Here is a 26,374-nt window from a genome sequence, read left to right on the forward strand (position 1 = left end):
GTTTGGCGCGGCTGCCCCGGCACGGGGCCGGGGCGGGATTCCGGGGTTGGGCCTCCCCGCTGCGTCCGTGTCCGAACCGCTTCGCCGGCATCGGAGCCAGGTGGCTCCAGACGGCGATCGCGGCACCCCGGCACGGCGCGTGGCAGCGGGTGTGTATTTGCCGGCACCCTTCCTGACCCGGACCGGTCGATCGCGACAGCGATCGGGTCAATCAGGATCGGGTGCTACGCCCGGCATCGGCGGCGGCTTGCCGGTCGGACCGGCAGGCACAGCCGGAGAAGCATAGCCGCTACGGCCTCCAGGAGCAAGGTCGGGAGATGGCCCGGGGGTGACGGCGGGCGCGACCGCCGCTCAGTAGCTCACCGTCACCGTGATCACGTCGCCGTAGGCGCCGGCCGGTACCGACTGGGTCGCCGGGACCCGGCCATGCACGGTCAGGGCCTGGGCGCTGCCGGTCCCGGTGCCGACCTCGGTGTCGGTGCCCGGGGTGGCGCCCCAGCGCTGGGTCCGGGCGGCGTCGCGGTACAGCTCGTAGTCGAGGTAGTCGGCGCTGGCGCCCAGGCGCATGCGGCGGACCCCGCCGCTGGCATTCTGGCCGTCGTCGAGGGCGACGTCCCAGGCGGTGCGCTGGGTGCAGGTCATGGTGATGGTCGATGTCTGGTCGACATCGGTGGCGACCGCTCCGCCGACAGTACCGAAGTCGAGGGTGGTCGCGCTGCCGATCGTGCAGTTGTCCGGCACCGTGGCGGTGGCGGTGAAGGGGAAGGTCGCGGTGCCGCCGCCATCGCCGCCGCTGGTGCACGAGACCGGGAACGGTGGTGTTCCGGTAACTTGCACGGCGTAGCGGTATTCCAGCCGGGTATGGGTGCCGCTGAAGGGGTTGCTGAAGGTGCCGGCGGCGAGCCCGGCCTGCACCGGAATCCGCGCCTGCATGGTGGCGCTGGCCTCGCCGCTGCCGCCAAGCAGGGGCACGCTGTATTCCAGGTCGATCAGGACCGGGGTCGGGGTCGCCGCGATCAGTGAGTCGCCCCAGATCTGGGTGCGGGCCGGGTCGCTGTAGATCTGGAACTGCATCGGGTCGCCGAAGGCATTGGTCATGCGGCGCGGTGCGGTGCTGCCGCCGCCGTTGACGCCGGCGCCGATGTTCAGGCACATCCGCACCCGGGCGGTGGCCAGCAGCGACAGTCCCGAGGTACTGCATTCGACGGTGACGGTGGCGGTGCTGTCGACGTTGCCGGCGCCGCTGGTGCTGCCGAAGCTCAGCGCGGTGCTGCTGGCGGTGCAGGTGGTGGCGGCCGGGGCCGATGGCAGCCACGCCAGCAGCGCCAGGCATACGATCGCCGCGAGGGTGCGGCGCGGTCCGGTCGCGGCGGCGAAGCGTGTGGGGGGGCGGGTCATGGCTCGGCCTCCTGCAGGCATCGCAGCGGGCCGATGCGCGGAATCGGATCGGCGCCTTGCGGGTAATCGAAATCGACATGGCAGATCCCGCCCGACGGCGTGCGCACGCTCAACCGGTTGTGCGCGTCGAGCGTGTCCAGATAGGTCTCGCCGTCGTGGCCGACGATGGTGTCCGCATCGCTGCCGGCCAGGCGCACCCGGCTGCGCAGCGGCAACGGCTGTCCGGCTCCGTCGTGCAGCACGATGACCGCCGCGCGCACCGGCGCGATCGCGAAGCGCACCCGCGTGCCGGCGCGGTCGCCGGGGGTCGCGATCCGCTCGACCGTGTCGATGCGCATGTCGACCGGTAGCGACATCGGGTCGATCGAGAGGCGGTTGCGCTGCCAGGCGTTGAGCGGGGTCACCAGCAGCATGCCGTCGGCATCGGTGCGGCCGATCGCGCGGTTCTCCAGCAGCACCGGCACGTCGGCGACACCGTCGGTCGAGACCACAGCGAAGGCGTCGTCGATGCGACGCGCGGCGAACGCATGGCCGTCCATCAACACCACGCCGCCGCTGGCCTGGGCATAGCCGCGCCGGGTATCGCCGATGCGGGCGAGGCCGATGCCCACACGCGTCCTGGGCAGCAGCCAGCCGGCCTCGACCGCGCCGCCGGCGCCATCGTCGCCGTCGTGCGCCCGCACGCGCCAGCCGAAGCCGCCATCGCCGGGAACCGGCTGGATGAATTCGACCCGGGCGTTGTCGCGCCGTCCCTCGCGTTGCCAGGCGCTGCCCAACTGGCGGTTGCCGTCCAGCACGGCGCTCACCTGCAGATACACGCTGCGGTCGTCGGCATCGTCCAGGTTCTCGTTGTAGGACAGGCTTGCCGACCAGCGATTGGCGAAGTTCCGGGTCCAGAACAGGCCCGCGTAGCGTGCCGGGGCGATATCCGGGTCCGGATGGCGCAGCCGCACGTGGGTGATGCCGACGTTGCCCAGCGCGGCGCTGGTGATCCCGGCCAGCATCCGGGTGCTGACGGTCGGCGGCGGCGGGCCGTACAGCGAGGCGATGTCGCGATAGTCGCCGTCGGTGCGGCGGCCGTCGGCGGAGAAGTTGAAGCGGCCATCGTTCCAGCGATAGCCGATGCCGCTCTGCGATCCGCGTGCCCGCTCCTGCCGACTTCGGGTATGGGAAGCGTTGAGCACGCCGGCGCGGCCGAGCAGCCAGACCCCGCCCAACCCGGCATTGACCAGGCCGTCGCCGGTCTCCGCGTGCAGTTCGACGGTGAACGGATCGGCGATGCCGTAGCGCAGACTGGCGCTGGCGACCGGTTCGCTGGCGTAGGCGAATGACGTCAGCCCGTAGCGTTCGCGTACCGTGCCGACGCTCAGCGACCAGTCCGACAGTCCACGCGCCAGCAACTGCGGGGTGGAATAGAACGGAAGCTCGAGGGTACGGGTGCGACCGAAGGCGTCGGTGATCACCACCGAGGCGTTGCCCGCGCCGTTGATGCCGGGTGCGGTGCTCAGCTCGAACGGTCCGACGGGCAGCTGGCCGCTGTACTGGCGCATGCCGTTCACGTACAGATCGACCGCCGACGGCACCGCGACCTCGCCGAGGAAGGTCGGCAGCGGTGTGGTGACCCGGTACGGCTGCAGACCGAAGTTGCGGCCGACCTGCACGCCGCCCATGCGCACCGGTCGGGTCCAGTCCAGAAAGCCGCTGAAGACGTCGCCGGCGCGGACGGTGAGCGCGTGCTCGGGAAACGACAGTTCCCAACGGGTATCCAGGCGGGTGGTCGTGGTGTGCCAGCGTCCGTGATCGCGGCGATGCAGGCGGTTGACCGCCGAAGTGCTGAATACGCCGGCGCCCAGGCCGGACAGGCGCAGCTCGCCGACCGTGCCCAACTGGCTGTTGCCGCGGTCGTCGTGGTCGGCATGAAGGTCGTAGTTGAACAACAGGCTGGTCGGGACTTCGCTCAGCGGCGGGGTGGCGCGATCGGTCGCGCCGATCACCGTGGTCGGCAGGTCCAGCCGTGACGGCGGCAGTTCGATGAACATGCGCTGGCCGGGCGCATCGTAGCGGTAGTGGATGTCGGCAATCGCATCCAGTGCGATCGTGCCCGCGGCCGGATGTCCGTCCTGCGTATGCCCGTCCGCGACACCCTCGTCAGCGGCGCGCTCTTCAAGGGCATGCTCTTCAAGGGCATGCTCTTCAAGGACCAGTCCCAGCCGCCGCAGTTCGGCGGCGTCGACCCGGAAGCGCGATCCCTCGCGCAGGAACCGGACCAGACCCGGCCGGGCCGTCCGGTTGAGCACCACTTCCAGGTACAGCGTGTCGTGCCCGGGATGCGGAGTCCCGGCCGGCGCCGGGCCCGCCATCGCGATCGGTGGGGCCGCCGCCAGCCCCAGCAGCAGCGCGCTAGAGCGCCACCGCATCCGGCGCCAGGGTGCGTTCGGCGGGCTCACCGTTGATCCTTGCCTTGAAGACGCCGTTCAGCGGAGGCACGAGCCGCGCCGGCAGCTTCCAGCGCCGACGCTGGCCCGGCAGCACGTATCCGGACAGCCCCGCGGCGATCGAAGTACGGGTGCCGTCGGTGGCGACGAACGCCAGATCCGCCACCTGCGCATGACCGCGACCGTCATTGCCGATCTCGATGAAGCGCTCGCCCCCGCTGGCGGTCACGCGCGTCTGCAGCGTGGGCAAGGCCGGTCCGGGGCCGGTGGGCGACACGAACAGCGGGATCGAGTAGCGCATCACGAACCGCAGCCCGGACGGATCGGCACCGGCATCGCCCTGACCCTGACCCTGACCGGGGATCTCGTCGACGACGATCCGATAGCTGGCCTCGGTCCCGGCCGGGGGCGGTCCGGTGCGCACGATCCGCACCAGCTGGCGGCTGCCGGGGGCGATCTCCGCCATCGGCGGGCTCAACACGATGGCCGTGGTGGCCTGCAGACGGTCCTCGCCGTCTTCCTGGTGCCAGCCGAACACCCGCACCTGCGCGTGCATCGGCGCGTCGCCGCTGTTGCTCAGGGTCAGGCCCTCGGTATTGCGCTCGGCCGGGATCGTGACCGAGGTCGGCGCCACCTGCAGATGGGTCGCATCGGCCGGCGAGGGCAGGCCCGACAGCGATGCCGCCAGCAGCGCCGTCAGCAATGCTTTCACCCCCGGTGCCGACACGGTCGGCGCGCGCGCGGGCCGGCGGCGATGACGCCGCTCGAACGTGGCCACGATCGCGACTCAGAAGCTGATCGTGGCGGTCACGACATCGAGATAGCTCGCCGCCGGAGCGCTGGCGATGGGCACCCGGCCATAGACCGGGTAGGCCTGTACCGCGCCGGTGCCGGTGCCGGCGACCGTGTCGGTGCCGAGGGTCTCGCCCCAGATCGTGGTGCGGCCGGCGTCGCTGTAGAGCTGATAGGTGACCAGGTCGGCGCCGTTGGCCATCGCGCGGGCGCCGACGCCGCCGCCGCCGCTGTTCTGGCCGTCATCCAGCGCGATGACGTAGTCGGTGCCCGGCGTGCAGTTGACGTTGAGCTGGCCGATCGCGTCGACGTTGGTGGCGCTGGAGGGCTGGCTGCCGAAATCGACGTCGGTCGGCGCCGGGTCGTCGATGGTGCAGCTGCTCTGGATCGTGATCTGGACCTGGAAGGTCGTGGTCGCGGTCTGCGCCCATGCCGGGTTGGCGACGAGGCCGAAGGCGGCGAGCAGCACGATGGCGGAAAGGCGCTTGCTGGACAGTGGCTTGCCGAACAACTGCTTGCCGAACAAATGCTTGAACCGGGTCATGGGCGGTCTCCTCGACGCGTCGTTCGTCCCTGTTGCCCTGGAGAAAGCGCCGCGTCCGCCGCCTTCCCGGGCCCGTACGTTGCATCCGCCGCCAACACTTCCACTCCCCACCGGCGCTGTCAAGACCGGTGCCGCAAGCGCCGCCGGGGCGCCATTCGCCGGCGCTTCCGGCGGCGCCACCGGCCGGCCGGGACGGGGCATTGCGCAGGCTGGCGCGGGCGTTCATGCGGCAGGAGCCCGGTGCGTCCCGGATTCGGCGATAATGCGCGCATGGCCATCAACCTCAAGACCCCCGAAGAAATCGAGCACATGCGCGTCGCCGGCCGTCTGGCCGCCGAAGTGCTGCAGGTCGTCGCCCCGCACGTGAAGCCGGGCGTGACCACCGAGGAGCTGGATCGCATCTGCCACGACCACATCGTCAACGTGCAGAAGGCGATCCCCGCCAACGTCGGCTACAAGGGCTTCCCCAAGACCGTCTGCACCTCGGTCAACAACGTCATCTGCCACGGCATCCCGAGCGAGGCCAAGGTTCTCAAGGACGGCGACATCGTCAATATCGATGTCACCGTGATCAAGGACGGCTGGCACGGCGACACCAGTCGCATGTACATCGTCGGCAAACCGTCGGTGATGGCCCAGCGGCTGGTCGATGTGACCCGCGAGGCGATGTTCCGCGGCATCCGCACGGTGCGCCCGGGCGCGACCCTGGGCGATGTCGGTTACGCGATCCAGGAGTACGCCGAGTCCGAGCGCTTCTCGGTGGTCCGCGAGTACTGCGGCCACGGCATCGGCCGGGTCTACCACGACGAGCCGCAGGTGCTGCACTACGGCAGGCCCGGCACCGGCGTGATCCTGAAGCCCGGCATGACCTTCACCATCGAGCCGATGATCAACGAAGGCGCCCGCCACACCCGCCTGTTGCCCGACGGCTGGACCGTGGTCACCAAGGACCGCAAGCTGTCGGCGCAGTGGGAGCACACCGTCGCGGTGACCGACGACGGCGTCGAGATCCTGACCCGGTTGCCCGGCGACGACAACGACCTATGACCGCGGGGCCTGTCCGCGCCGGCGAAGCGGGGACCAGCGCCTCAGACGCCGAATGGGCGGCCCAGGCCCGCGAAACCCTGGCCACCGAGCAAGCGGCACTGGCCGCGCGCTTCGATGCCGGGGCCGATGTCGACCGGCTGTTGGCGGCCCGCGCGAAGTCGGTCGACCGCCAGGTGCTGGCGGCGTGGCGGCGCTGCGTGCCGGAGGCGTCCGGCTTGGCCCTGTTCGCGGTCGGCGGCTATGGCCGCGGCGAGTTGTTCCCGCATTCCGACGTCGATCTGCTGGTCCTGACCCCGGAGCGCCCCGACACCACCGACGGCAGCGACCGCCGTACCGAGGAGGACGCGCTTTCGCGCTTCCTTACCCTGTTGTGGGATGCCGGCCTGCCGGTCGGCCATGCGGTGCGCTCGGCGACCCAGTGCGGTGAGGCGGCCGAGGCCGACCTCACCGTCCTGACCAGCCTGATCGAATCGCGCCCCCTCGATGCCGATGCCGGCGCCCGCCAGGCGCTGGGCGAGGCCGCCGCGCCGGCACGGGTGTGGCCGGCACGCGAGTTCTTCGAAGCCAAGCGGCAGGAGCTGCGGGAAAGGCATTCCCGCCATGGCGATACCTCCGACAATCTCGAGCCCAATCTGAAGGAAGGGCCGGGCGGGCTGCGCGACGTCCAGACCCTGCACTGGATGGCGCTGCGGATCATCGGCACCTCGGACCTGGAGTCGCTGATCGCGGTCGGCCAGCTCGGTGCCGACGAAGTCGCCTCGCTGGAGCGCGAGCGCATCTTCCTGTCGCGGCTGCGTTACGGCCTGCACCTGGTCGCCGGCAAGCGCGAGGAGCGGTTGCGCTTCGACTACCAGAAGCTGCTGGCCGCGCGCCTGGGCCATGTCGATACCGACGGCAGCCTGGCGGTCGAGCAGCTGATGCAGGGCTTCTACCGCAGCGCCTCGCTGGTGCAGCGCATCGGCGAACGTCTGCTGCAACGCTTCGAGGAGCAGATCGAGGGCGAGCCGGTACCCGAGCCGATCGACCGCCTGTTCGAGCTGCGCCGCGGCTACCTGGCCGCGCGCGAGGCCGAATGGCCGCGCGAGCCGGCGCAGATCTTCGACCTGTTCGCGGTCTGGGCCTCGCGCGGCGATGTCCGCGGCCTGCACTCGCAGACCGCGCGCGCGCTGGCCGAGGCGCTGCCGTCGCTGCCCGGGTTCTCCGCCGCCGGCGCGCTGCTGCATGCCCGTTTCCTGCAACTGCTGCGCGGCCCGGTCCCGGTGCAGACCCTGACCCGGATGGCCCGGCTGGGCGTATTGGGACGCTGGATTCCCGCGTTCGCGCGGGTGTCCGGTCGCATGCAGTTCGACCTGTTCCACGTCTACACCGTCGACCAGCACACCCTGGCGGTGCTGAAGAACCTGTCGATCTTCGCGTCCGGCGAGCACGACGAGCGCTTCACCCTGGCCCGCGAGATCTGGCCGCGGCTGCGCAAGCCCGAACTGCTGCTGCTGGCCGGACTGTTCCACGACATCGGCAAGGGCCGTGGCGGCGATCACTCCGAGCTGGGCGGCGACGATGCGCGGGTGTTCTGCGACACCCTGGGCCTGAGCGAGGCGGATGCGAGCCTGGTCGAGTGGCTGGTGCGCAAGCACCTGCTGATGTCGACCACCGCGCAGAAGCAGGACATCACCGATCCGGAGGTGATCCACCGTTTCGCCACCGTGATCGGCGACCGCGAGCGGCTCGATCACCTCTATCTGCTGACCTGCGCCGACATCGCCGGGACCTCGCCGAAGCTGTGGAACGCGTGGAAGGACCGCCTGCTCGCCGATCTCTACACCGCGACCCGGCTGGCGCTGCGGCGGGGCCTGGAGCATCCGCTGGCGGCCGCCGAGCGTGCGGCCGAGAACCGCGAGGCGGCGCGCGCGATGCTGGCGGCGTTCGGCACCGGCGACGATGAGATCGAAGTCCTGTTCGCGCGGATGCCCGAGTCCGCCTTCCGCCGCGGCCGCCCCGACCAACTTGCCTGGCAGGCGACCGCGCTGCGCGGCATGGCGCCCGGCGACACCCGGGTCCGTGCGCGACCGGTCGCCGCGCACGCCGGGGCGATGGAGGTCTTCGTGCACTCGCCCGATCGCGACGGCCTGTTCGCGGCGATCGTCGCGACCCTCGACCGGCTTGGCCTGGCGATCCAGCAGGCGCGCGTGCTGGACGGTCCGGAAGGCACGATCTTCGACAGCTTCGAGGTGATCCCCTCCGATCCCCGCCACATCCCGGCGGCGGAAGACATCGAGCAGCGGCTGGAGGCCGCGCTGGCCGGCGACCTCGACGAGGTCAAGCCGCCGCGCCGTACCCAGCCGCGTCACTTGCGGCATTTCCGCATCGCCCCGCAGATCGTGTTCGACGCCACCCGCGGCGGTCGCACCCAGGTCAGCCTGGTCTGCACCGACCGCCCGGGCCTGCTGGCCGACATCGCCCGGGCCCTGCGCCATCAGGCGTTGCGGGTGCACGATGCGCGCATCGCCACCTTCGGCGAGCGTGCCGAAGACCTGTTCCAGGTCACCGCCGTGGACGACAACGGCAGCGACCGAGCGCTTGACGACAACCGGCAGGAGGCATTGCGCGCGGCGCTGCTGGCCTGCCTTGAAGGAGATTGTTGATGAGTCCCAAGAAGGAAACCGGCGGCGACGCCGGCGCTGAACTGCGGTCCGTGATCGAAAGCGCGTTCGAACGGCGCGCTGCGTTGACCGTCGACGAGATCGATGGCTCGACCCGGCCCGCGGTCGAGCGCGTGATCGACGGCCTGGAGAGCGGCCAGTTCCGCGTCGCCGAACCCGACGGAGAGGGCGGCTGGAGGGTCAACGAGTGGTTGAAGAAGGCGGTGTTGCTTTACTTCCGCACCCAGGACATGGAAGTCGTCGACGCCTATCCGGCGCCGTTCTGGGACAAGATCCCGGCCCGCTTCGCCGATTACGACGAGGCCGCGTTCCGCCAGTTGGGCGCGCGCGTGGTGCCCGGCGCGATCGCCCGCCGCGGCGCCCACATCGGCCGCGACGTGGTGCTGATGCCGAGCTTCGTCAACATCGGCGCATACGTCGGCGAGGGCACGATGGTCGATACCTGGGCGACGGTCGGCTCCTGCGCCCAGGTCGGCAAGCACTGTCACCTGTCCGGCGGCGCCGGCATCGGCGGCGTACTGGAGCCGCTGCAGGCGACCCCGACCATCATCGAGGACCACTGTTTCATCGGTGCCCGCTCGGAAGTCGTCGAGGGTTTCGTGGTCGGCCATCACAGCGTGATCGGCATGGGGGTGTTCCTCGGCCAGAGCACCCGCATCTACAACCGAGCGACAGGCGAGATCAGCTACGGTTCGGTGCCGCCGTACAGCGTGGTGGTCTCCGGCCAGCTGCCGGCCGCCGACGGCACCCACTCGCTGTACTGCGCCGTGATCGTCAAGCAGGTCGATGCGAAGACGCGCAGCAAGACCAGCATCAACGACCTGCTGCGCGGGCTGGCGGACTGAGCACGTGGAGACGCTCTCGTCATCGACGACGTTTCTCGCCAAGCGCGTGTTCCCGGTGGCCTGGTTCGGCTTCCTGGCGGTGTTCCTGGGTATCGTCCTGTGGTCGGGCGTATGGACGGAGCAGCCCGTGGTCGTGCTCCAGCCGTTGCTGATGGCAGTGTTCGGGTACTTCCTTTTCCGCAAGCTGCTGTGGGATATCGCGGACGAGGTCCGTGATGGGGGCACCTGCCTGCTGGTCCGCAAGGGCGACGTCGAGGAACGTATCGACCTGGGCAACGTCATGAACGTCGATTCGAGCCAGTTCGCCAGCCCGCGGCGCATCACCCTGCGTCTGCGCGTCCCCGGTAGCCTGGGACAGGACGTGGCGTTCATTCCGAAGCATTCGTTCCAGTTCAACCCCTTTGCCCGGAACGCCGTTGCGGAGGAACTGATTCTCCGTATCGACAAGCTGCGCAACACGCACTGAGATCAATATGACCACCCTGTACGGACTGAAGAACTGCGATACCTGCCGCAAGGCGCGCAAGTGGCTGGACCGCTTCGGCGTCGAGCACGCCTTTGTCGACTACCGCGACGAGCCGCGCACCCCGGAAACCCTGGTCGAGTGGAAGGACGCGCTCGGCGGCTGGGACGCGATGATCAACAAGTCCTCGACCACCTGGCGTAACCTGCCCGAGCAGCGCAAGGCGCCGGGCTCGGACGCGGAATGGAAACTGCTGCTGCGCGAGTACCCGCAACTGGTGCGGCGGCCGGTGGTGGTGACCGACGACGGCGTGATCAGCCAGGGCTTCTCCGACAACGGCTTCAAGAAGCGCTTCGGGGTCTGAGCCGGTGTCCGACGTCCTCGATCTCACCCGCGACCTGATCGCGCGCGCCTCGGTGACCCCCGAGGACGGCGGCTGCCAGGCGCTGATCGCCTCGCGGCTGCGGGCGGCGGGCTTCGCCTGCGAGCACCTGCGACTGGGCGAGGTCGACAACCTGTGGGCGACCCACGGCGGCGACGACGGCCCGACCCTGGTCCTGCTCGGGCATACCGACGTGGTGCCGCCGGGGCCGCGCGAGGCCTGGAGCAGCGATCCGTTCGAGCCGACGATCCGCGATGGCGTGCTGTACGGACGGGGCGCCGCCGACATGAAGGGCAGCGTCGCCGCCTTCGTGGTCGCGGCCGAGCGCTTCGTCGCCGCGCATCCCGACCATCGCGGACGCCTGGCGTTGCTGTTGACCTCGGACGAGGAGGGCGACGCGATCGACGGCGTGCGCCGGGTCGCGACGATCTTCCGCGAGCGCGGCGAACGGATCGACTGGTGCATCACCGGTGAACCCTCGTCGAAGGCGCGCCTGGGCGACCTGTTGCGGGTCGGACGTCGCGGCAGTCTGTCGGCGACGCTCACCGTGTACGGCGTGCAGGGCCATGTCGCCTATCCGGACAAGGCGCGCAATCCGGTTCATCAGGCGCTGAAGGCGCTCGACGCTCTGGTCTCCCGACGTTGGGACGACGGCTACGAGAGCTTCCCGCCGACCAGTCTGCAGATCAGCAACATCCACGCCGGCACCGGCGCCAACAACGTGATCCCCGGCGAGCTGGAGGTGCTGTTCAACCTGCGCTACAACCCGCACTGGAACGCCGAAAGGCTGATCGAGGCCTGCGTCGCGATCCTCGACGCGCACGGCCTCGACTTCGCACTGGCCTGGCATCGCAGCGGCGAGCCGTTCTACACCCCCGAGGGCGAACTGCGCGCGGCCGCGCGCGAGGTGCTGGCGCGCTTCGCCGGCCAGACGCCGGAGGAAAGCACCGGCGGCGGTACCTCGGATGCGCGCTTCATCGCGCCGCTGGGCGCCCACTGCATCGAAGTCGGGCCGGTCAACGCCAGCATCCACAAGGTCGACGAACATGTCAGCGTCGCCGACCTGGAGGCCTTGCCGGAGTTGTATCTGGCGATGCTGGAGCGCCTGCTGGGCTAGGTGCGCGGCCGCGTTGCCGGGGCAGGCCGCGATCGGGTCTTGCGATGAAGGCTTTCGCGGCTTGCGCCGCTCCTACGATCGTTGCCGTGGGAGCGGCTTTGCCCGCTAGCACATCGGGACTCGGGGCCTCGCGGCGGGGTCCCGCGGGAGCGGCGCCCCGGGAGGGCCATCGCGGGTCATGCCGCCATCTGATCAGTCGTTCGCCGGCGCCAGGGTCAGGGTGTGCCGCGCCGGACCGGGCAGGAACGGGGTCGGCCGCCCATGCACCCAGTCGTCGTGGCCGGCGCCCCAGTACGGCGACAGCGGGTGCCCGCTCTGTCCGCCGGGCATGTGCGCGATGCCGTCGGCTTCGCGCCCGGGCGCGACCACCATCCGTTCGGAGGCGCCGAAGTCCGGTCCCTGTACCCGTGGCATGTTGCTGTCGCCGGCCAGCGGCTCGGCCGGCATGCACAGCAGCGGCCTGATCGCCTCAGGCAGTGCGCGCGAGAGCGGGTGGCAGATCCGCGCGGTGTTGTATTCGCCCCAACTGCGCTCCGCCAGCGGACCGCCGGCGGCCAGTTCGTCGCGCAGCTCGACCGCGGCGTCCTCGAACAGCGCCGGCCAGGATTCGTAGCGCGTCGACAGCAGGTGCATCGGTTGTTGCTGCACCAGTGGCCAGGCCACGCCCTCGAGCTGACGCAGTGCCGGCATCCGGAACCCGTCGTCGAGCCGGTCTCGGGCCGGTGCGACCAGGCCGTCGGCGATCCGTTCCAGCACCTTGTTGCGCCAGCCGCGCGCGATCCGGTAGCCGGCCGAGTCGATGCTGGCGCGCCCGGACCAGTCCTGGCCCGCCGCGGCCAGCTCGCGCAGCGCCGGTGTGCCGGCCCTGGCGGCCTGGCGCTGCAGCAGGTCGTGCCAACGCTGCAGGAACAGGGCGCGGTCGTCGAGCTGCACCTCGAGCAGGGCTTTCTCGTCGAAGCGTTGGCGCTCCTGCAGCGCATCGCGGATCTGGCCGGCACGCGCGCCCAGCGCGTAGCCGCCGTCGCCGATCAGGGTCAGCATGCCGTCGTCGACCACGCGCGAATTGGCGGTCCACAGTCGCGGGTGGTCCGCGCCGGAAACGCTCAACGCGGTCGATGCGCCGAGGGGCCAGGGCGCGCATGCGGCGTACTCGCCGGGGATTGCGGTGGCGGCGGCGCTGGGCGAGGCGACGCAGCCATCGCCACGCTCGGGCAGCGGGCCGAGCAGGCGCCAGGCGATGCGTCCGTCGGCGTCGCCGACCAGCAGGTTCTGCGCCGGAATCGCGGTGCGGTCGGCGATCCGCAGCGCGGCGTCGACCGAGCCGGCCTCGAGGAAGCCGGCCAGTTGCAGGTTCAGCGAGCCGGGCAGATGGGCGACCCAGCGCAGCGCGAGCCGGTCGCCGTCGTCCTCGCGATGCATCACCGGGCCCCAGGGCGTTTCCTCGACCTCGAAGTCGACCGCGTCGCCCCCCGCCACTTCGATCCGTTCGACCACCGTGGTGCCGGGCATGCATCCCGCCGAGGCGGCCGCATCGGCCGGGCAGGGCGGCAACCGCCGCCAGTCCAGCCAGTCGCCGTAGCTGTTGGTGAAGGCCCAGGCGATGTGGCCGTTGCTCCCCACCACCAGCGCCGGCAGTCCGGGCAGGGTGAAACCGGTGGCGTCGACCTGGCCGCCGGCCGCGTCGCGGTCGGGGTAGCGCAGCCGGGCGCGGAACCAGATGTTCGGGGCGCGCAGGCCCAGGTGCATGTCGTCGGCGACGATCGCGCGTCCGTCGTCGGTCAGCGCACCGGCAACGGCGAAGTTGTTGCTGCCCTTGACCGGCGCGTCGTTCAGGGGCGCTATCGCGGCGGTCGCCCCGGCCGGAGCCGACAGCTGCCGCAGATCGACCTGCTCCGGTCCCGGCAGGCTCGCATCGCCCAGCGGCGCGCCGACGATCGGCGCATCCCAACGGCTGCCGGCGTGGGTGAGCAGGTCGAACAACGGCGCCGGCAGATGCGGCTTGAGTTCCCACAGGGCCAGTTCGTCGGCGTTGCTCGCGTCCTGCAGGTCGAAGTACATCGCATACGCGGCCAGCGCCGAGTCTTCCGCACGCCAGGGCTCGGGTGTCTGGCGCAGCAGCAGGTACGGCCAGGGGCGTACCTTCAGGTCGGCCAGGCCGGTGTTGACGCCTTCGACATAGGCCTCCAGCAGCTTCCGCCGGTCGCCGGCGATCGACGCCATCTGCCGTTGCACCCGCGCCCGCATCCGATGGACGCGGTGGCGCTTGTCGACGTCGATCGCAACGGCTCCGAACAGCGCCGCCAGTTCGCCGGCGGAGGTGCGTCGCATCAGGTCCATCTCGAAATAGCGCTCTTGCGCGTGCAGGTGGCCGAGCGCGCGCATCGCGTCGAGCCGGTTCGATGCGGAGATGGTCGCCACGCCGAGTGCGTCGCGCTCGATGGTGACCGGGGCGGACAGGCCACGAAGCGCCTTCTCGCCGTCCAGTCCCGGCAGGCTGCCGGCCATCAGCATCCAGGCCGCCACGAACAGCAGCAACGCACCCAGCAACAACAACAACGCTCCCCGCAGCAGCCAACGCTTCATGCCTTCCCCCGTGAAGTCCGGTTTCGTGTGGTTCGATCCTTGCAGGTTACCGCCGCCGCGGGCCGGGCGGGGGCATGGGGCGGTGCCGGCGTCCCGTTTTCGCGCCACGGGCGTGGGCGACGGTCCAGGTCGTTACACATGAAAGCGTCGCTTGCATGCGTGCGCGGACTGGGTCAGGATCGGCCCATGCATCGCCACCGCGCCACCACCGGTTTCCCGACTGCCCGCCAGGGCGGTCCGCGCGTGGCTGCCAACAATAACCGGAATAACAACGCCCGCCCGCCACAGGCCGGTGACTAGTTCCTAGCACCCAGAGTTCATCACTCTCCCCGGCCTGCACTGCGAAGTGCGGGCCTTTTTGTTTTCCGGCTTCTGAAATCCATCCGCCCCCTCTGAGTTCCCACCCGCTTTACTGCCTACGGAGTCCATCGCATGTGTTCGATCCTCGGAATATTCGGCCTGCAACCCGGCGACGATGTCGCCGCCCTGCGCCGGCAGGCCATCGGCCAGTCGCAGCGTCAGCGCCATCGCGGCCCCGACTGGAGCGGCGTATATGTCGACGACGGCGCGATCCTGGTCCACGAGCGCCTGGCGATCGTCGACCCGGCCGGTGGTGCCCAGCCGATCCGCTCCGGCGACGGCCGGCTGGTGCTGGCGGTCAACGGCGAGATCTACAATCACCGCGAGCTGGAACCGGCGCTGCGGCAGTCATACGCCTTCCAGAGCGGCTCCGATTGCGAGGTGATCAACGCGCTGTACAGGCAGGGTGTCGATGGCGGTGGCGACGTCGCTGCCTGGCTGGACCGGCTCAACGGGATATTCGCGTTCGCGTTGTGGGATAGCGAGCGCGGTCGTTGCCTGATCGCACGCGATCCGATCGGCGTCTGTCCGCTGTACTGGGGGCACGATGGCGATGGCCGGCTGTGCGTCGCCTCGGAGATGAAGGCGCTCGCCGATACCTGCGCCGACGTCGCCCAGTTTCCGCCCGGTCACTACTACGACAGCGACCGCGGCGAGCTCGTCCGCTACTACACCCGGGCCTGGCGCGACCACGGCTCGACCGCCGGCGTCGAGGTCACCGCGCAGGCGCTGCGGGAGGCGTTCGAGGCCGCCGTGCATCGCCAGCTGATGTGCGACGTGCCCTACGGTGTGCTGCTCTCGGGCGGGCTGGATTCGTCGCTGGTCGCCGCGGTCGCCGCGCGTTTCGCCCGTCGCCGGATCGAGGAGGACGACGCCTCCGAGGCCTGGTGGCCGCGCCTGCACTCGTTCGCGATCGGACTGGAGGGCTCGCCCGACCTGGCCGCGGCGGCGGTCGCGGCCGAGGCGCTGGGCACCGTCCATCACGGCTTCACCTACAGTTTCGAGGAAGGCCTGGATGCGCTGCCGGAGGTGATCCGCCATATCGAAACCTACGACGTCACCACGATCCGCGCGTCGACGCCGATGTTCCTGCTCGCGCGCAGGATCAAGGCGATGGGGGTGAAGATGGTGCTTTCCGGCGAAGGCAGCGACGAGGTGTTCGGCGGCTACCTGTACTTCCACAAGGCGCCGGATGCGCGCGAGTTCCACGACGAGACCGTGCGCAAGCTCGATGCCCTCCACAACTACGACTGCCTGCGCGCGAACAAGTCGATGATGGCCTGGGGCGTCGAGGCGCGGGTGCCGTTCCTGGACGTCGACTTCCTCGACACCGCGATGTCGATGGACGCCCGCCACAAGATGGTCGGCAGCGGCGTCGACGGCCGTCGCCGGATCGAGAAGGCGGTGCTGCGCGAGGCGTTCGACGGCTATCTGCCGGACTCGATCCTGTGGCGGCAGAAGGAGCAGTTCAGCGACGGCGTCGGCTATGGATGGATCGACGGCCTGAAGGCGCATGCCGAAGCGACGATCAGCGACCGGGTGTTCGCCGCCGCGGCCAGTCGTTTTCCGGTCAACCCGCCGCAGAGCAAGGAGGCCTTCCTGTACCGGCACATCTTCGAGCAGCTCTTCCCCGGTCCGGCCTGCGCGGCGACGGTGCCCGGCGGCAAGTCGATCGCCTGCTCGTCGCCGGCGGCGATCGCCTGGGATGCCGCGTTCGCCGATGCCGCCGATCCGTCCGGACGCGCGGTCGCGGGGGTGCACGCGGCGGCCTGAGCGCCGTCCGCGTGGCCCGGGTCAGCGGCGCTGGAGGCGGTAGACCGCCGTCTCCAGCGCGGTCACGCCCTCGGCGACGAAGCCGGGCTGGGTGGCGAGGATGTCGCGCCGTTGCAGGGTCTCGACCCGCCAGTCGCGGTCGAAGCGCGCGTGCACTTCGTCGGCGCCGACGCTGAAGGGCGGCCCCGGCTTTTCGTGCTGGGGATACTCCAGGGTGATCACAAGGCCGCGGCAGGCGCCGGGCAGGCGCGCATACACCTCGTCGACATAGCGCTCGCGCAGGTCCGGCGGCAAGGCGATCAGGGCGGCGCGGTCGAACACCGCATCGCAGCCGGCGAGCAGGGCCGGGTCGAGCGCGAACACGTCGCCGCGGATCAACTCGATGCCGCCGGCGCGGTAGTGACGCCCGGAGGACGATTCCGAGACCTGCGGTTCCAGTCCGTGCTCATCGAAGAACCCGGTCACCGCCAGTTCCGACAGTTCGACGCCCAGCACGCGGTGGCCGCGCGAGGCGAGCCAGACCATGTCCAGCGATTTTCCGGCCAGTGGCACGAACACCCGGCTGTCCGCGGCCCGGCGACCCTCGCCGAGCTCGAGCCGCGGCCAGTGCTCGACCAGCAGCGGCGTCGGCCTGTCCTGATGGAAGCCGATGCGGCCCTCGCGCCAGCGCTGATGCCAGAAATCCGGCTGCATGTTCTCTCCTCGCTCCGTCGTCCGGGCAGGCGAAGCGCGCCCGGGGCGGTCGTGGCTATTCGACCGCCAGCCCTTCGACCTTCTGCCAGCCGCGCGGCAGCAGTCCGCCGCGGCTGGCGCGGCTGCCGATGTAGCCGTCCAGGTCCTTCCACGACAGGGTCATCGTGCGCGCGCCGGACTTCACGCTGAGGGTGCCGCCGACCGGGACCACCGCGATCGCGACGACCCGCTCGGTGCCCAGCTTGGCCTTGGGAATGTCGATCAGCTTGTTGCCCTTGCCCTTGTCGAGCTCGGGCAGTTCGGCGACCGGGAACGCCAGCAGGTGGCCGGCGGTGGTCACGACCACCAGACGGTCCTGGCCCGGGTCGGCGACCGGCGCCGGCTGGATCACCTTGGCGCCTTGGGTCAGCGACAGCATCGCCTTGCCGGCCTTGTTGCGGCTGGTCAGGTTCTCGAAGCGGGTGACGAAGCCGTAGCCGTGGCTGGAGGCGAGCACGAAGCGGCTGTCGTTGTCGCCGCTGGCCACGGTCTGGAACGCGGCGCCGGCGGCCGGCGAGAAGCGCCCGGTGAGCGGTTCGCCGTTGCCGCGCGCCGACGGCAGCGAATGCACGATCGTCGAGTACGAGCGGCCGGTCGAATCGAGGAAGGCGACCTGCTGGGTGCTGCGGCTGCGGGCCGCCGCCAGCAGGGCGTCGCCCTCGCGATAGCTCAGTGCGGCCGGGTCGATGTCGTGGCCCTTGGCGGCGCGGACCCAGCCCTTCTCGCTGATCACCACGGTCATCGGCTCGCTGGGCACCAGCTCGGTTTCCGACATCGCCTGGGCGGCGTCGCGCGCGACCAGCGGCGAGCGGCGCGCGTCGCCGAACTTCTTGGCGTCGGCGAGCAGTTCGTCCTTGACCAGCTTGCGCAGCCTGGCCTTGCTGCCGAGGATGGCGGTGAGGCGGTCGCGCTCGGCGAGCAGCTCCGACTCCTCGCCGCGGATCTTCATCTCCTCCAGCCGCGCCAACTGGCGCAGCTTGGTTTCCAGGATGTAGTCCGCCTGGTCCTCGCTGAGCTCGAAGCGCTTGATCAGTACCGGCTTGGGCTCGTCCTCGCTGCGGATGATGCGGATCACCTCGTCGAGATTGAGGAAGGCGATCAACAGGCCGGCCAACAGGTGCAGGCGGCGCTCGACCTTGTCGAGGCGGTGCTTCAGGCGGCGGGTGACGGTGTCGGCGCGGAAGCTCAGCCACTCCGACAGGAACGCCTTCAGGCCCTTGACCTGCGGGCGGCCGTCCAGGCCGATCACGTTGAAGTTGACCCGGTAGCTCTTTTCCAGGTCGGTGGTCGCGAACAGGTGGCCCATCAGCTGTTCGATGTCGACGCGGTTGCTGCGCGGCACCAGCACGATCCGGGTCGGGGTCGCGTGGTCGGACTCGTCGCGCAGGTCCTCCAGCCACGGCAGCTTCTTGGCCCGCATCTGGGCCGCGATCTGCTCGATCACCTTGCCCGGCGAGGCCTGGTAGGGCAGGGCGGTGACGACGATGTTGGTGCCTTCCTTGATGTACACGGCGCGGGCGCGGACGCTGCCCAGGCCGGTCTCGTACATCGACAGCAGGTCGGCGCGCGGGGTGATGATCTCAGCCTCGGTCGGGTAGTCCGGGCCGCGCACGTGCTCGCACAGGTCGCGGGTGGTCGCGTCGGGGTCCTCGAGCAGGCGCACCGCGGCGCTGACGACCTCGTTGAGGTTGTGCGGCGGCACGTCGGTGGCCATGCCGACCGCGATCCCGGTGGTGCCATTGAGCAGCAGGTGCGGCAGTCGCGCCGGCAGCCAGGTCGGTTCCTCCAGGGTGCCGTCGAAGTTCGGCGTCCAGTCGACCGTGCCCTGGCCGAGTTCGCCCAGCAGCACCTCGGCGATCGGGGTCAGCTTGGCCTCGGTGTAGCGCATCGCCGCGAACGACTTGGGATCGTCGCTGGAGCCGAAGTTGCCCTGGCCTTCGATCAGCGGATAGCGGTACGAGAACGGCTGCGCCATCAGCACCATCGCCTCGTAGCAGGCGCTGTCGCCATGCGGATGGTACTTGCCGATCACGTCGCCGACCGTGCGCGCGGATTTCTTCGGCTTGGCCGCGGCGTTCAGGCCCAGCTCGCTCATCGCGTAGACGATGCGGCGCTGCACCGGCTTCAGGCCGTCGCCGAGGAACGGCAGGGCGCGGTCGAGCACCACGTACATCGAATAGTCGAGATAGGCGCGCTCGGCGTACTCCTTCAGCGGAATCTGCTCGAAGCCATGGAACGCCGGTCGTACGGTTTCGGTCATGCGTGACTCGGGGTGCGGACTGCGGTCCGGGCATTCTAGGGCCTGTTGCCGTCATTGCGACCGTCGCCCGGCCGCCTGCGGCCCGCCGCGCCAGCGCGTGTCGGGCCGCGTGGGGCGGGATCAGCGGTGCAGGTCGCCGGCGGCCTCGGGCTGGTAGTCCAGCGCGACCACGGTCAGGCGGGTGCTGCGGCCGCCTGGCAGCGGCCAGTCGATGGTGGCGCCGACGCGCAGGCCCAGCAGGGCGCTGCCGATCGGGGCCAGGACCGAGACCCTGCCGGGGTCGCCGTTGGCTTCGCGCGGGTAGACCAGGGTGATGTCGCGGGTGTTGCCGTTGTTCTCGTCGCGGATGCGGACGGTGGAGTTCATGCTGACAACGTCGGCCGGCATCGCCGCCGGTGCCACCCGCTCGGCACGGTCGAGTTCGGCCTCCAGCGCGCGGGTGTCCAGGACGTCGGCCTGGGGGCTGTCGAGCAGGGCTTCGATGCGTTGGGCATCGAGGTGGGAGATGACGATGGGCGGGGGGATCGGACGGGTCATACCGGGGTCTCCATGGCAATGCGGGCGGCGCCCTGGAGGACGCCGCCCGCGGTTCGGTCGATGTCTGCGGACCATAGTCCCGACCGGACCGGGCGGCAAGCGTCGAAGGCGGCCCCGGCCTTGCCGCAATGGGCGGATGACGGGCGGATGAAAGAAATCTTCGACGGGGCATTGACAAGGTATTCATCGCGCCGCAACATATGCGGCTCGCGCAGCACTGCGGCGCGACTTGCCCAGGTGGCGGAATTGGTAGACGCACTAGTTTCAGGTACTAGCGGGTAAAACCGTGGAGGTTCGAGTCCTCTCCTGGGCACCATACACAAAGCGGCGGCATCGCCGTCGCGACAAGGACCCCGCCGAGTGCGGGGTTTTTTGTTGCCCGAGTGCGGGCCCGCCCGATCCCGACTGCGGGGTTCTCAGCCGCGGGGGAAGCCGCGCTCGTAGTCCCCGCGGGTGATCTCGCGCCCGAAGCGCAGTGCGTCGGTGAACGGTCGGTTGTCGTGCGGGACCGCCCCGGGACTCTCGATCTCGCCGTAGAAGCGCACGTAGATCCTGCGCAGCCGGTGGTCCCAGCGATAGGTGACCTCTTCGAAGTCGTAGTCGATGTAGATGTCGCGGGTGGCGAAATGCTCGCCCTTGCCGGGGGCCATAGGCGTGTCCGTCGTCGTGATCGCGGCCGTGCGGGCGCATGTACCCGATGGCGGTCGCCGACATGCTACGTGCAGCCGGCATCGGCGGGGCGGCGTTCAGCTGCGCGGTCGCGGCTTCGGTTACCATTGCCGCGATTGGCCCGTGGCCTCAGCGGCGGATTGCGACCGCTGGGGCGAAGCGCCAACCGGGGCCGGCCTTTCGCCGGCCCGGCTCTCCTGCCTCGCGGCGACGCGTGTTCCAGCCCCACAGCGATGCCGTTCTGAGCCCGGTTCCTGACACCGCTCCGTCTGTCATCGCGACACGGCCGGACTCCCGCCGGTTGCTCCCCGTTCAGCGGATTCACACCCACTCGATAGGGATGGCGCCAGACTCGGTGCCAATCATCATCGAACCCGGGGAGAGTCCGGTGAGCGACAAGGAAAGACGCGCGCCCGACCTCATGCCGTCCCCGCACCGGTTGCGCGCCGGACTGACGCCGGCGCAACTGGCCACGCTGGAAACCCTGGAAACCTTCGGCTGGGTCCTGGAATTCGTCCGCCGGCCGCTGTTCCGCGATCCGGTTCCGGTCGTGTTCGACCGGGGCAGGACGCGCTGCGTGGTGCTCGAAGCCGACGGTTCCATCAACGAGAACCACGGCCTGCAACTGCGCGATTGACCGGGCCGGCGCCGTGCCTGCTCCGGGCAGGTCCTGACATCCCCGGGCTCCTCCGCGAGCCCGCCCACTTTCACCGGCCAGGCGCCGGTCTGTCATCATTCCCCTATGAGCAAGAAATCCGCATCCCGCGGCAAATCCAAGAAGAACAAGAAGGCGCCGTCGGCGAAGACGTCGGCGGGCCGCAACACACACAGCGCCGGCGCCAAGTCGGGCAAGGCCTCCAGGCACGGCGGCAAGAAGACGCCGGCGTGGATGCCGGAACCGCCTCCGCGCGGCTCGCGCCCGCAGCGCCCCGGGCGCGCGGTCGCCCCGGACCAGGTCCACAGCGGCCGCGATCCGCATGCCGAGCGCGAGGCCGCGCGCTACGCCAACCCGATCGCCAGCCGCGAGATGATTCTCGGCCTGTTGGTCGCCGCCGACGGCCCAATGACCATCGAGGCAGTGGCCGAGCGCCTGTCGCTGACCGACGAGGAGCGCTTCGACGCGCTCACCGCGCGGCTGCGGGCAATGGTCCGCGACGGCCAGCTGCTGCAGAACCGCAAGGGCGCCTATGCGCCGGCCGAGCAGATGGACCTGGTGCCGGGCGTGGTGATCGCCAATCCCGACGGCTTCGGCTTCCTGCGCCCGGATGCGGGCGGCGACGACCTGTTCCTGCCGCCGTTCGAGATGCGCAAGGCGATGCACGGCGACCGGGTGATGGCCAGCGTAACCGGCATGGACCGGCGCGGTCGCCGCGAAGGCGCCATCGTCGAGGTGCTCGAGCGTCGGCTCAACCGGCTGATCGGCCGCTTCACCGAGGAAGTCGGCATCACCTACGTGGTGCCGGACGATCCGCGCATCCAGCGCAACGTGATGATCCCGTCCGACGCCCGCGGCGACGCCCGGCCGGGCCAGTTGGTGGTGGCCGAGATCACCCAGCCGGCCGACGCGCGACGCCCGCCGATCGGGCGCATCCTGACCGTGCTCGGCGAGCGCCTGACCGCCTCGCTGGCGGTGCAGGCGGCGCTGCATGCGCACGAGATTCCGCACGAGTTCCCGCAGGCGGCGCTCGACGAGGCGGCGAACGTGCCGCTGGAGGTCGACCCGCAGGTCGCCGCCAGGCGCGAGGACATCCGCGACCTGCCGCTGGTGACGATCGACGGCGAGGATGCCAAGGACTTCGACGACGCGGTGTGGTGCGAACCCAACCGCGACGGGTTCCGGTTGCTGGTCGCGATCGCCGACGTTTCCCACTACGTGCGTCCGGGCACGCCGCTGGACGAGGAGGCGCAGCTGCGCGCGACCTCGGTCTACTTCCCCGGCTTCGTGGTGCCGATGCTGCCGGAGACGCTGTCCAACGGCATCTGTTCGCTCAAGCCCAAGGTCGACCGGCTGTGCTTCGTCTGCGACATGCAGGTGAACCGCGACGGCGAGGTCGTCGAGTCGCGCTTCTACGAGGCGGTGATGCATTCGCATGCGCGCCTGACCTATACCCAGGTCTGGAACGCGGTCGGCGAGGGCATTCCGGAGGACGACCGTGCCGACGCCCTGGCGGCGGTCGGCGAGCTGTTGCCGCAGGTGCAGCGCCTGCACCAGCTGTACCGGATCCTGGCGAAGGCGCGCGAGCGCCGCGGCGCGATCGAGTTCGAGAGCGGCGAGGTCCGCTTCGTGCTGGACAACACCGGCGAGGTGGTCCAGGCCGGCATGCTCCAGCGCAACGACGCGCACAAGCTGATCGAGGAATGCATGATCGCGGCCAACGTCGAGGCGGCGCGCTTCCTGCTTGCCCGCGAGGTGCCGGCGCCGTACCGCGTCCACGAGCGTCCGCCGGAGCAGAAGTACGCCGATCTGGAGGAGTTCCTGAAGGAGTTCAAGCTGCGCCTGCCGCCGTGGGCGAAGGTGCAGCCGCGCGACTTCACCCACCTGTTGAAGAAGGTCCGCGAGCGTCCGGACGCGGCGCTGATCGAGTCGGTGCTGTTGCGCAGCCAGAGTCTGGCGGTGTACGCGCCGGACAACAGCGGCCACTTCGGACTGGCGCTGGACGCCTATGCGCACTTCACCTCGCCGATCCGGCGCTACCCGGACCTGATGGTGCACCGTGCGATCAAGCACGTGCTGTCGGGCGCGAAGGCGGAGAAGTTCGTCTATTCGCCGAGCCAGATGGCGGCGTTGTCGTTGCAGTGCTCGGAGCGTTCGCGCCGCGCCGACGAGGCCCAGCGCGAAGTCGACGAGCGTTACCGCGCCGCGTGGATGGAGCAGCATGTCGGCGGCGAGTTCAGCGGCGTGATCAGCGGGGTCACCAGCTTCGGTCTGTTCGTCGAGCTGGACGAGTCGAAGGTCAACGGCCTGGTCCACGTGACCCAGCTACCGAACGACTATTACCACTTCGATCCGATCCGCAAGACCCTGACCGGCGAGCGCTCCAGCCGCGAGTTCCGTCTTGGCGACCGGGTCGATATCGTGGTGATGAAGGCCAGCGTCGAGGACCGCAAGATCGATTTCAGGCTGGTCGAGGGTCGCGGCGACGAGAACGGCGACGCCCACGCGTCCGGAGTCAGGCCGCCACCGCCGCGCGGCAAGCCGGCGCGGCGACGGAAGCAGAAGTACTGAACGCAAGCCCGGGCCCGCGCGCTGGCGCGATAATGGCTCCCGTCCCAGTCACGGATCCAGAATGAGCAAGCAGAACCAGTGGGTCGCCGGCATCAATGCGGTGTCGGCCGCGATCGAACACGACGCCGAACACGTACGCGAGGTGCTGATCGAGGCCGGCGCCAAGAACCCGCGCCTGGCCGAGATCGAGGCCAACGCCCGCCGCAAGGGCATCGACGTGCGCCGGGTCGCCCAGCAGGCCTTAGACGGCGTCGCCGGCGGCCTGCGCCACCAGGGCGCGGTCGCCCGCTACGCCGCCGCGCGCAGCTGGAGCGAGAGCGAGCTGGTGGGGCTGGTCGAAGCCGCCGAAGGTCGCGCGCTGCTGCTGCTGCTCGACGGCGTGCAGGACCCGCACAATCTCGGCGCCTGCCTGCGCAGCGCCGCCGCCGCCGGCGCGACCGCGGTGGTGATTCCCAAGGACAAGGCGGTGCAGGTCAACGCGACCGTGCGCAAGACCTCGGCCGGCGCCGCCGACCGCATCCCGGTGGTGACGGTGACCAACCTGGCGCGGACGATGCGCGAGCTGCAGAAGCTCGGCGTGTGGCTGTACGGCCTGGCCGGCGAGGCCGACTCCTCGCTCTACCAGCTCGACCTGCGCGGCAACGTCGGCCTGGTGATGGGCGGCGAGGGCGACGGCCTGCGTCGGCTGACCCGCGAGAACTGCGACCAGCTGGTCAACATCCCGATGCCCGGCGCCAATGCCGAGGGCGGGGTGGAGAGCCTGAACGTGTCGGTGGCCAGCGGCGTCGCCCTGTTCGAGGCGGTGCGCCAGCGTCAGGGCTGAGGCGCCTGTCCGCGCTTGCGGTTGGCACGCTCCCGACCGCGGGCTGAACGTTCATCCCGCGGCAAGCCAGGGCCGCGGCCGCGTGGGAAAATGCTGCCGTTCGCGGCTTCCGCCGCGGATGGACGCGGGGACGACCCCGCCTCTCCACGATCATCCGGGGACGGCCCCTCTCATGGGAGTCTCCGTCATGTCCTGGATCATCCTCATCGTCGCCGGCCTGTTCGAGATCGGCTGGGCGATCGGTCTGAAGTACACCGAAGGGTTCACCCGCCTGTGGCCGTCGGTCGGCACGGTCGCCGCGATGGCGATCAGCGTCGGCCTGCTCGGCGTGGCGATGAAGTCGTTGCCGGTCGGCACCGCCTATGCGGTCTGGGTCGGCGTTGGCGCGGTCGGCACCGTCATTCTCGGCATCGTGCTGTTCGACGAGCCGTTGAACCTGTTGCGCGCGGCCAGCGTGCTGTTGATCGTCGCCGGTCTGGTCGGGCTGAAGCTGGCGACGCCCTGAGCGGCGGTCGCCCGCGGCTTCGGCCCTCAGCGCGGCGCCTGAGGCCAGGCGTTGACGATCTTGCAGAACAGCTGCGCGGTGCGCTCGGTGTCGTAGACCGCCGAGTGCGCCTCGTCGCTGTTCCAGTCCAGCCCGGCCGCCTGCACCGCCCGCGCCAGCACGGTCTGGCCATAGGCGACGCCGGCCAGGGTCACGGTGTCGAACACGCTGAAAGGGTGGAACGGATTGCGCTTGTGGTTGCAGCGCGCGACCGCGGCGTTGAGGAAGTTCAGGTCGAAGTGGGCGTTGTGGCCGACCAGGATCGCGCGCTGGCAGCCGTGCTTCTTGACCGCGGCGCGTACCGGCGCGAACACCCGCTCCAGCGCCGGTCGCTCGGGCAGGGCGTCGCGGAACGGATGGTCGATGTCGATCCCGGTCACTTCCAGCGACTTGGGGTCGATCTCGGTGCCGGCGGCCGGAACCACATGGCTGCCGGTCACCTCGCCCACGCACAGCTGGCCGTCGTCGTCGACGTCGACCGGTGCGACCGCGATTTCCAGCAGGGCGTGGCGGTTCCAGTCGAAGCCGCCGGTCTCGACATCGACGATCACCGGCAGGTAGCCGCGGAAGCGCGTGGACAAGGGCGAGAGGGCGGCTGCCTTGGCGCCGGTGGGGCGCACCGCGGCGGCGATTTCGCGGGGGATATGCATGGAGAAAGCGTAGCAGACCCGTATGCCGGAACCGACCGCGGGCGGGAGGTGCGAGGGTGGCGCCGACACTCTGGATCGCGAAGGCCGGCGGTCCGGCGAAGGCTGGCCGTTCCGCGCGCGCTCTGGCAGGGTGTCGGCCCCGGATGCATGCGGTACGGAGCGATTGGTGAGGATTCTTGCGGCGGTCCTGATGGCTTTCTTCCTGGCCGGCGCTTCGACGGCCGCCGAGCCCGATCTCGAAGCCCTGATCTGGAACGGAAAGGCTGAGCAGGCGATCCATCTGCTGGAGGCGCGACCGGATCTGGTCAATGCGAGGCTGGGCGGTTTCACGCCCCTGCATCTGGCCGGCATGGTCAACAACGTCGGGGTCGCGAAGTATCTGCTGGCCCACGGTGTGGAGGTCGACGCGCGCGACTTCGAAGGCTATTCCGCCCTGGTCCGGGCCCGGGCCAACGGCAATCTGGAAATCGCCGACCTGATCGTCGCCCATGGCGGCACGGAGCTGCGGCCCTGAGCCGGGCCTCCACGCGGGTG

Annotated in this window: 22 protein-coding genes and 1 tRNA gene; 13 read left to right on the forward strand and 10 right to left on the reverse strand. The window is 70.2% G+C overall.

Going from position 1 to position 26,374, the window contains the following annotated elements:
* Positions 1 to 351 precede the first annotated feature (351 nt).
* The 4 genes from C9I47_RS06175 to C9I47_RS06190 form a co-directional block, all read right to left on the reverse strand.
* Entirely contained in the window at positions 352 to 1,398 is a 1,047-nt protein-coding gene (locus C9I47_RS06175) for a Csu type fimbrial protein (protein WP_111265970.1), read from the reverse strand.
* Positions 1,395 to 3,845, reverse strand: coding sequence for a fimbria/pilus outer membrane usher protein (locus C9I47_RS06180; RefSeq protein ID WP_190238623.1), 2,451 nt, complete (start codon positions 3,843 to 3,845; stop codon positions 1,395 to 1,397). The genes C9I47_RS06175 and C9I47_RS06180 overlap by 4 nt, the downstream gene beginning before the upstream one ends.
* Positions 3,799 to 4,545 (reverse strand): fimbrial biogenesis chaperone, encoded by a 747-nt coding sequence (locus C9I47_RS06185; protein ID WP_111267996.1) that lies wholly within the window; start codon positions 4,543 to 4,545, stop codon positions 3,799 to 3,801. Before C9I47_RS06185 ends, C9I47_RS06180 begins: the two co-directional genes overlap by 47 nt.
* A gap of 75 nt (positions 4,546 to 4,620) precedes the next feature.
* Positions 4,621 to 5,169 (reverse strand): Csu type fimbrial protein, encoded by a 549-nt coding sequence (locus tag C9I47_RS06190; RefSeq protein WP_111265972.1) that lies wholly within the window; start codon positions 5,167 to 5,169, stop codon positions 4,621 to 4,623.
* Between the two features lie 270 nt (positions 5,170 to 5,439).
* Between C9I47_RS06190 and map the strand changes: the two genes are divergently transcribed.
* The 6 genes from map to dapE are packed head-to-tail and all read left to right on the forward strand — an operon-like array spanning position 5,440 to position 11,683.
* Complete coding sequence (map, locus tag C9I47_RS06195) at positions 5,440 to 6,216, forward strand: type I methionyl aminopeptidase (RefSeq protein ID WP_111265973.1); 777 nt, start codon at positions 5,440 to 5,442, stop codon at positions 6,214 to 6,216.
* Positions 6,213 to 8,858 (forward strand): [protein-PII] uridylyltransferase, encoded by a 2,646-nt coding sequence (glnD, locus tag C9I47_RS06200; RefSeq protein WP_111265974.1) that lies wholly within the window; start codon positions 6,213 to 6,215, stop codon positions 8,856 to 8,858. Before map ends, glnD begins: the two co-directional genes overlap by 4 nt.
* Entirely contained in the window at positions 8,858 to 9,721 is an 864-nt protein-coding gene (dapD, locus tag C9I47_RS06205; protein WP_111265975.1) for a 2,3,4,5-tetrahydropyridine-2,6-dicarboxylate N-succinyltransferase, read from the forward strand. Before glnD ends, dapD begins: the two co-directional genes overlap by 1 nt.
* A 4-nt stretch (positions 9,722 to 9,725) precedes the next feature.
* Complete coding sequence (locus tag C9I47_RS06210; protein WP_145985435.1) at positions 9,726 to 10,187, forward strand: hypothetical protein; 462 nt, start codon at positions 9,726 to 9,728, stop codon at positions 10,185 to 10,187.
* Positions 10,188 to 10,194: 7 nt separating this feature from the next.
* Positions 10,195 to 10,548 (forward strand): Spx/MgsR family RNA polymerase-binding regulatory protein, encoded by a 354-nt coding sequence (locus tag C9I47_RS06215; RefSeq protein WP_111265977.1) that lies wholly within the window; start codon positions 10,195 to 10,197, stop codon positions 10,546 to 10,548.
* Positions 10,549 to 10,552: 4 nt separating this feature from the next.
* The gene (gene dapE, locus C9I47_RS06220) at positions 10,553 to 11,683 is read left to right on the forward strand and encodes a succinyl-diaminopimelate desuccinylase (RefSeq protein ID WP_111265978.1); all 1,131 of its coding nucleotides are present in this window, start codon (positions 10,553 to 10,555) and stop codon (positions 11,681 to 11,683) included.
* 192 nt (positions 11,684 to 11,875) lie between these two features.
* Here dapE and C9I47_RS06225 read toward each other — a convergent pair whose 3' ends face one another.
* Positions 11,876 to 14,266: a penicillin acylase family protein gene (locus C9I47_RS06225; protein WP_111265979.1), complete on the reverse strand. Its 2,391-nt coding sequence runs from the start codon at positions 14,264 to 14,266 to the stop codon at positions 11,876 to 11,878.
* A 432-nt stretch (positions 14,267 to 14,698) separates the two neighbouring features.
* On the opposite strand from C9I47_RS06225, the gene asnB reads away from it, so the two are divergent.
* Complete coding sequence (gene asnB, locus C9I47_RS06230) at positions 14,699 to 16,399, forward strand: asparagine synthase B (protein ID WP_111265980.1); 1,701 nt, start codon at positions 14,699 to 14,701, stop codon at positions 16,397 to 16,399.
* A 21-nt stretch (positions 16,400 to 16,420) separates the two neighbouring features.
* Here asnB and C9I47_RS06235 read toward each other — a convergent pair whose 3' ends face one another.
* From C9I47_RS06235 to rnk, 3 genes are all read right to left on the reverse strand, one after another.
* Positions 16,421 to 17,092, reverse strand: a complete 672-nt coding sequence (locus C9I47_RS06235) for a thiopurine S-methyltransferase (protein WP_111265981.1) — start codon at positions 17,090 to 17,092, stop codon at positions 16,421 to 16,423.
* 55 nt (positions 17,093 to 17,147) lie between these two features.
* Complete coding sequence (parC, locus tag C9I47_RS06240) at positions 17,148 to 19,391, reverse strand: DNA topoisomerase IV subunit A (protein WP_111265982.1); 2,244 nt, start codon at positions 19,389 to 19,391, stop codon at positions 17,148 to 17,150.
* 120 nt (positions 19,392 to 19,511) lie between these two features.
* Positions 19,512 to 19,928: a nucleoside diphosphate kinase regulator gene (gene rnk / locus C9I47_RS06245; RefSeq protein WP_111265983.1), complete on the reverse strand. Its 417-nt coding sequence runs from the start codon at positions 19,926 to 19,928 to the stop codon at positions 19,512 to 19,514.
* 231 nt (positions 19,929 to 20,159) lie between these two features.
* Here rnk and C9I47_RS06250 point away from each other — a divergent pair.
* A tRNA-Leu gene (locus C9I47_RS06250) sits at positions 20,160 to 20,244 on the forward strand.
* A 100-nt stretch (positions 20,245 to 20,344) separates the two neighbouring features.
* Here the strand turns inward: C9I47_RS06250 and C9I47_RS06255 are convergent.
* Positions 20,345 to 20,578 carry a hypothetical protein gene (locus C9I47_RS06255; RefSeq protein ID WP_111265984.1) on the reverse strand — a complete coding sequence of 78 codons (234 nt, stop codon included), beginning with the start codon at positions 20,576 to 20,578 and terminating at the stop codon, positions 20,345 to 20,347.
* 407 nt (positions 20,579 to 20,985) lie between these two features.
* Between C9I47_RS06255 and C9I47_RS06260 the strand changes: the two genes are divergently transcribed.
* The 4 genes from C9I47_RS06260 (at position 20,986) to sugE (ending at position 25,151) form a co-directional block, all read left to right on the forward strand.
* Positions 20,986 to 21,234: a hypothetical protein gene (locus tag C9I47_RS06260; protein WP_111267997.1), complete on the forward strand. Its 249-nt coding sequence runs from the start codon at positions 20,986 to 20,988 to the stop codon at positions 21,232 to 21,234.
* A gap of 105 nt (positions 21,235 to 21,339) precedes the next feature.
* Positions 21,340 to 23,823, forward strand: coding sequence for a ribonuclease R (gene rnr, locus C9I47_RS06265; RefSeq protein ID WP_111265985.1), 2,484 nt, complete (start codon positions 21,340 to 21,342; stop codon positions 23,821 to 23,823).
* A gap of 61 nt (positions 23,824 to 23,884) precedes the next feature.
* Positions 23,885 to 24,646, forward strand: a complete 762-nt coding sequence (gene rlmB / locus C9I47_RS06270) for a 23S rRNA (guanosine(2251)-2'-O)-methyltransferase RlmB (protein ID WP_111265986.1) — start codon at positions 23,885 to 23,887, stop codon at positions 24,644 to 24,646.
* Between the two features lie 187 nt (positions 24,647 to 24,833).
* Complete coding sequence (sugE, locus tag C9I47_RS06275) at positions 24,834 to 25,151, forward strand: quaternary ammonium compound efflux SMR transporter SugE (RefSeq protein ID WP_111265987.1); 318 nt, start codon at positions 24,834 to 24,836, stop codon at positions 25,149 to 25,151.
* 26 nt (positions 25,152 to 25,177) lie between these two features.
* On the opposite strand, the gene rnt is transcribed toward sugE, so the two are convergent.
* Positions 25,178 to 25,840, reverse strand: coding sequence for a ribonuclease T (rnt, locus tag C9I47_RS06280; RefSeq protein WP_111265988.1), 663 nt, complete (start codon positions 25,838 to 25,840; stop codon positions 25,178 to 25,180).
* Between the two features lie 22 nt (positions 25,841 to 25,862).
* Here rnt and C9I47_RS06285 point away from each other — a divergent pair, with 22 nt between their 5' ends.
* A complete protein-coding gene (locus C9I47_RS06285) occupies positions 25,863 to 26,354 on the forward strand; it encodes an ankyrin repeat domain-containing protein (protein ID WP_111265989.1) in 492 nt (163 codons plus the stop codon).
* Positions 26,355 to 26,374 lie beyond the last annotated feature (20 nt).

The organism is Marilutibacter maris (genome assembly GCF_003233695.1).
In the GTDB taxonomy this organism is placed as follows: domain Bacteria; phylum Pseudomonadota; class Gammaproteobacteria; order Xanthomonadales; family Xanthomonadaceae; genus Marilutibacter; species Marilutibacter maris.

Coding starts and splice junctions, on each gene's coding strand:
- C9I47_RS06175 (WP_111265970.1), bottom strand. CDS start 1,398: ATGACCCGCCCCCCCACACGCTTCGCCGCCGCGACCGGACCGCGCCGC.
- C9I47_RS06190 (WP_111265972.1), bottom strand. CDS start 5,169: ATGACCCGGTTCAAGCATTTGTTCGGCAAGCAGTTGTTCGGCAAGCCA.
- map (WP_111265973.1), top strand. CDS start 5,440: ATGGCCATCAACCTCAAGACCCCCGAAGAAATCGAGCACATGCGCGTC.
- glnD (WP_111265974.1), top strand. CDS start 6,213: ATGACCGCGGGGCCTGTCCGCGCCGGCGAAGCGGGGACCAGCGCCTCA.
- dapD (WP_111265975.1), top strand. CDS start 8,858: ATGAGTCCCAAGAAGGAAACCGGCGGCGACGCCGGCGCTGAACTGCGG.
- C9I47_RS06215 (WP_111265977.1), top strand. CDS start 10,195: ATGACCACCCTGTACGGACTGAAGAACTGCGATACCTGCCGCAAGGCG.
- C9I47_RS06225 (WP_111265979.1), bottom strand. CDS start 14,266: ATGAAGCGTTGGCTGCTGCGGGGAGCGTTGTTGTTGTTGCTGGGTGCG.
- asnB (WP_111265980.1), top strand. CDS start 14,699: ATGTGTTCGATCCTCGGAATATTCGGCCTGCAACCCGGCGACGATGTC.
- C9I47_RS06235 (WP_111265981.1), bottom strand. CDS start 17,092: ATGCAGCCGGATTTCTGGCATCAGCGCTGGCGCGAGGGCCGCATCGGC.
- parC (WP_111265982.1), bottom strand. CDS start 19,391: ATGACCGAAACCGTACGACCGGCGTTCCATGGCTTCGAGCAGATTCCG.
- rnk (WP_111265983.1), bottom strand. CDS start 19,928: ATGACCCGTCCGATCCCCCCGCCCATCGTCATCTCCCACCTCGATGCC.
- C9I47_RS06255 (WP_111265984.1), bottom strand. CDS start 20,578: ATGGCCCCCGGCAAGGGCGAGCATTTCGCCACCCGCGACATCTACATC.
- rnr (WP_111265985.1), top strand. CDS start 21,340: ATGAGCAAGAAATCCGCATCCCGCGGCAAATCCAAGAAGAACAAGAAG.
- rlmB (WP_111265986.1), top strand. CDS start 23,885: ATGAGCAAGCAGAACCAGTGGGTCGCCGGCATCAATGCGGTGTCGGCC.
- sugE (WP_111265987.1), top strand. CDS start 24,834: ATGTCCTGGATCATCCTCATCGTCGCCGGCCTGTTCGAGATCGGCTGG.
- rnt (WP_111265988.1), bottom strand. CDS start 25,840: ATGCATATCCCCCGCGAAATCGCCGCCGCGGTGCGCCCCACCGGCGCC.
- C9I47_RS06285 (WP_111265989.1), top strand. CDS start 25,863: ATGCCGGAACCGACCGCGGGCGGGAGGTGCGAGGGTGGCGCCGACACT.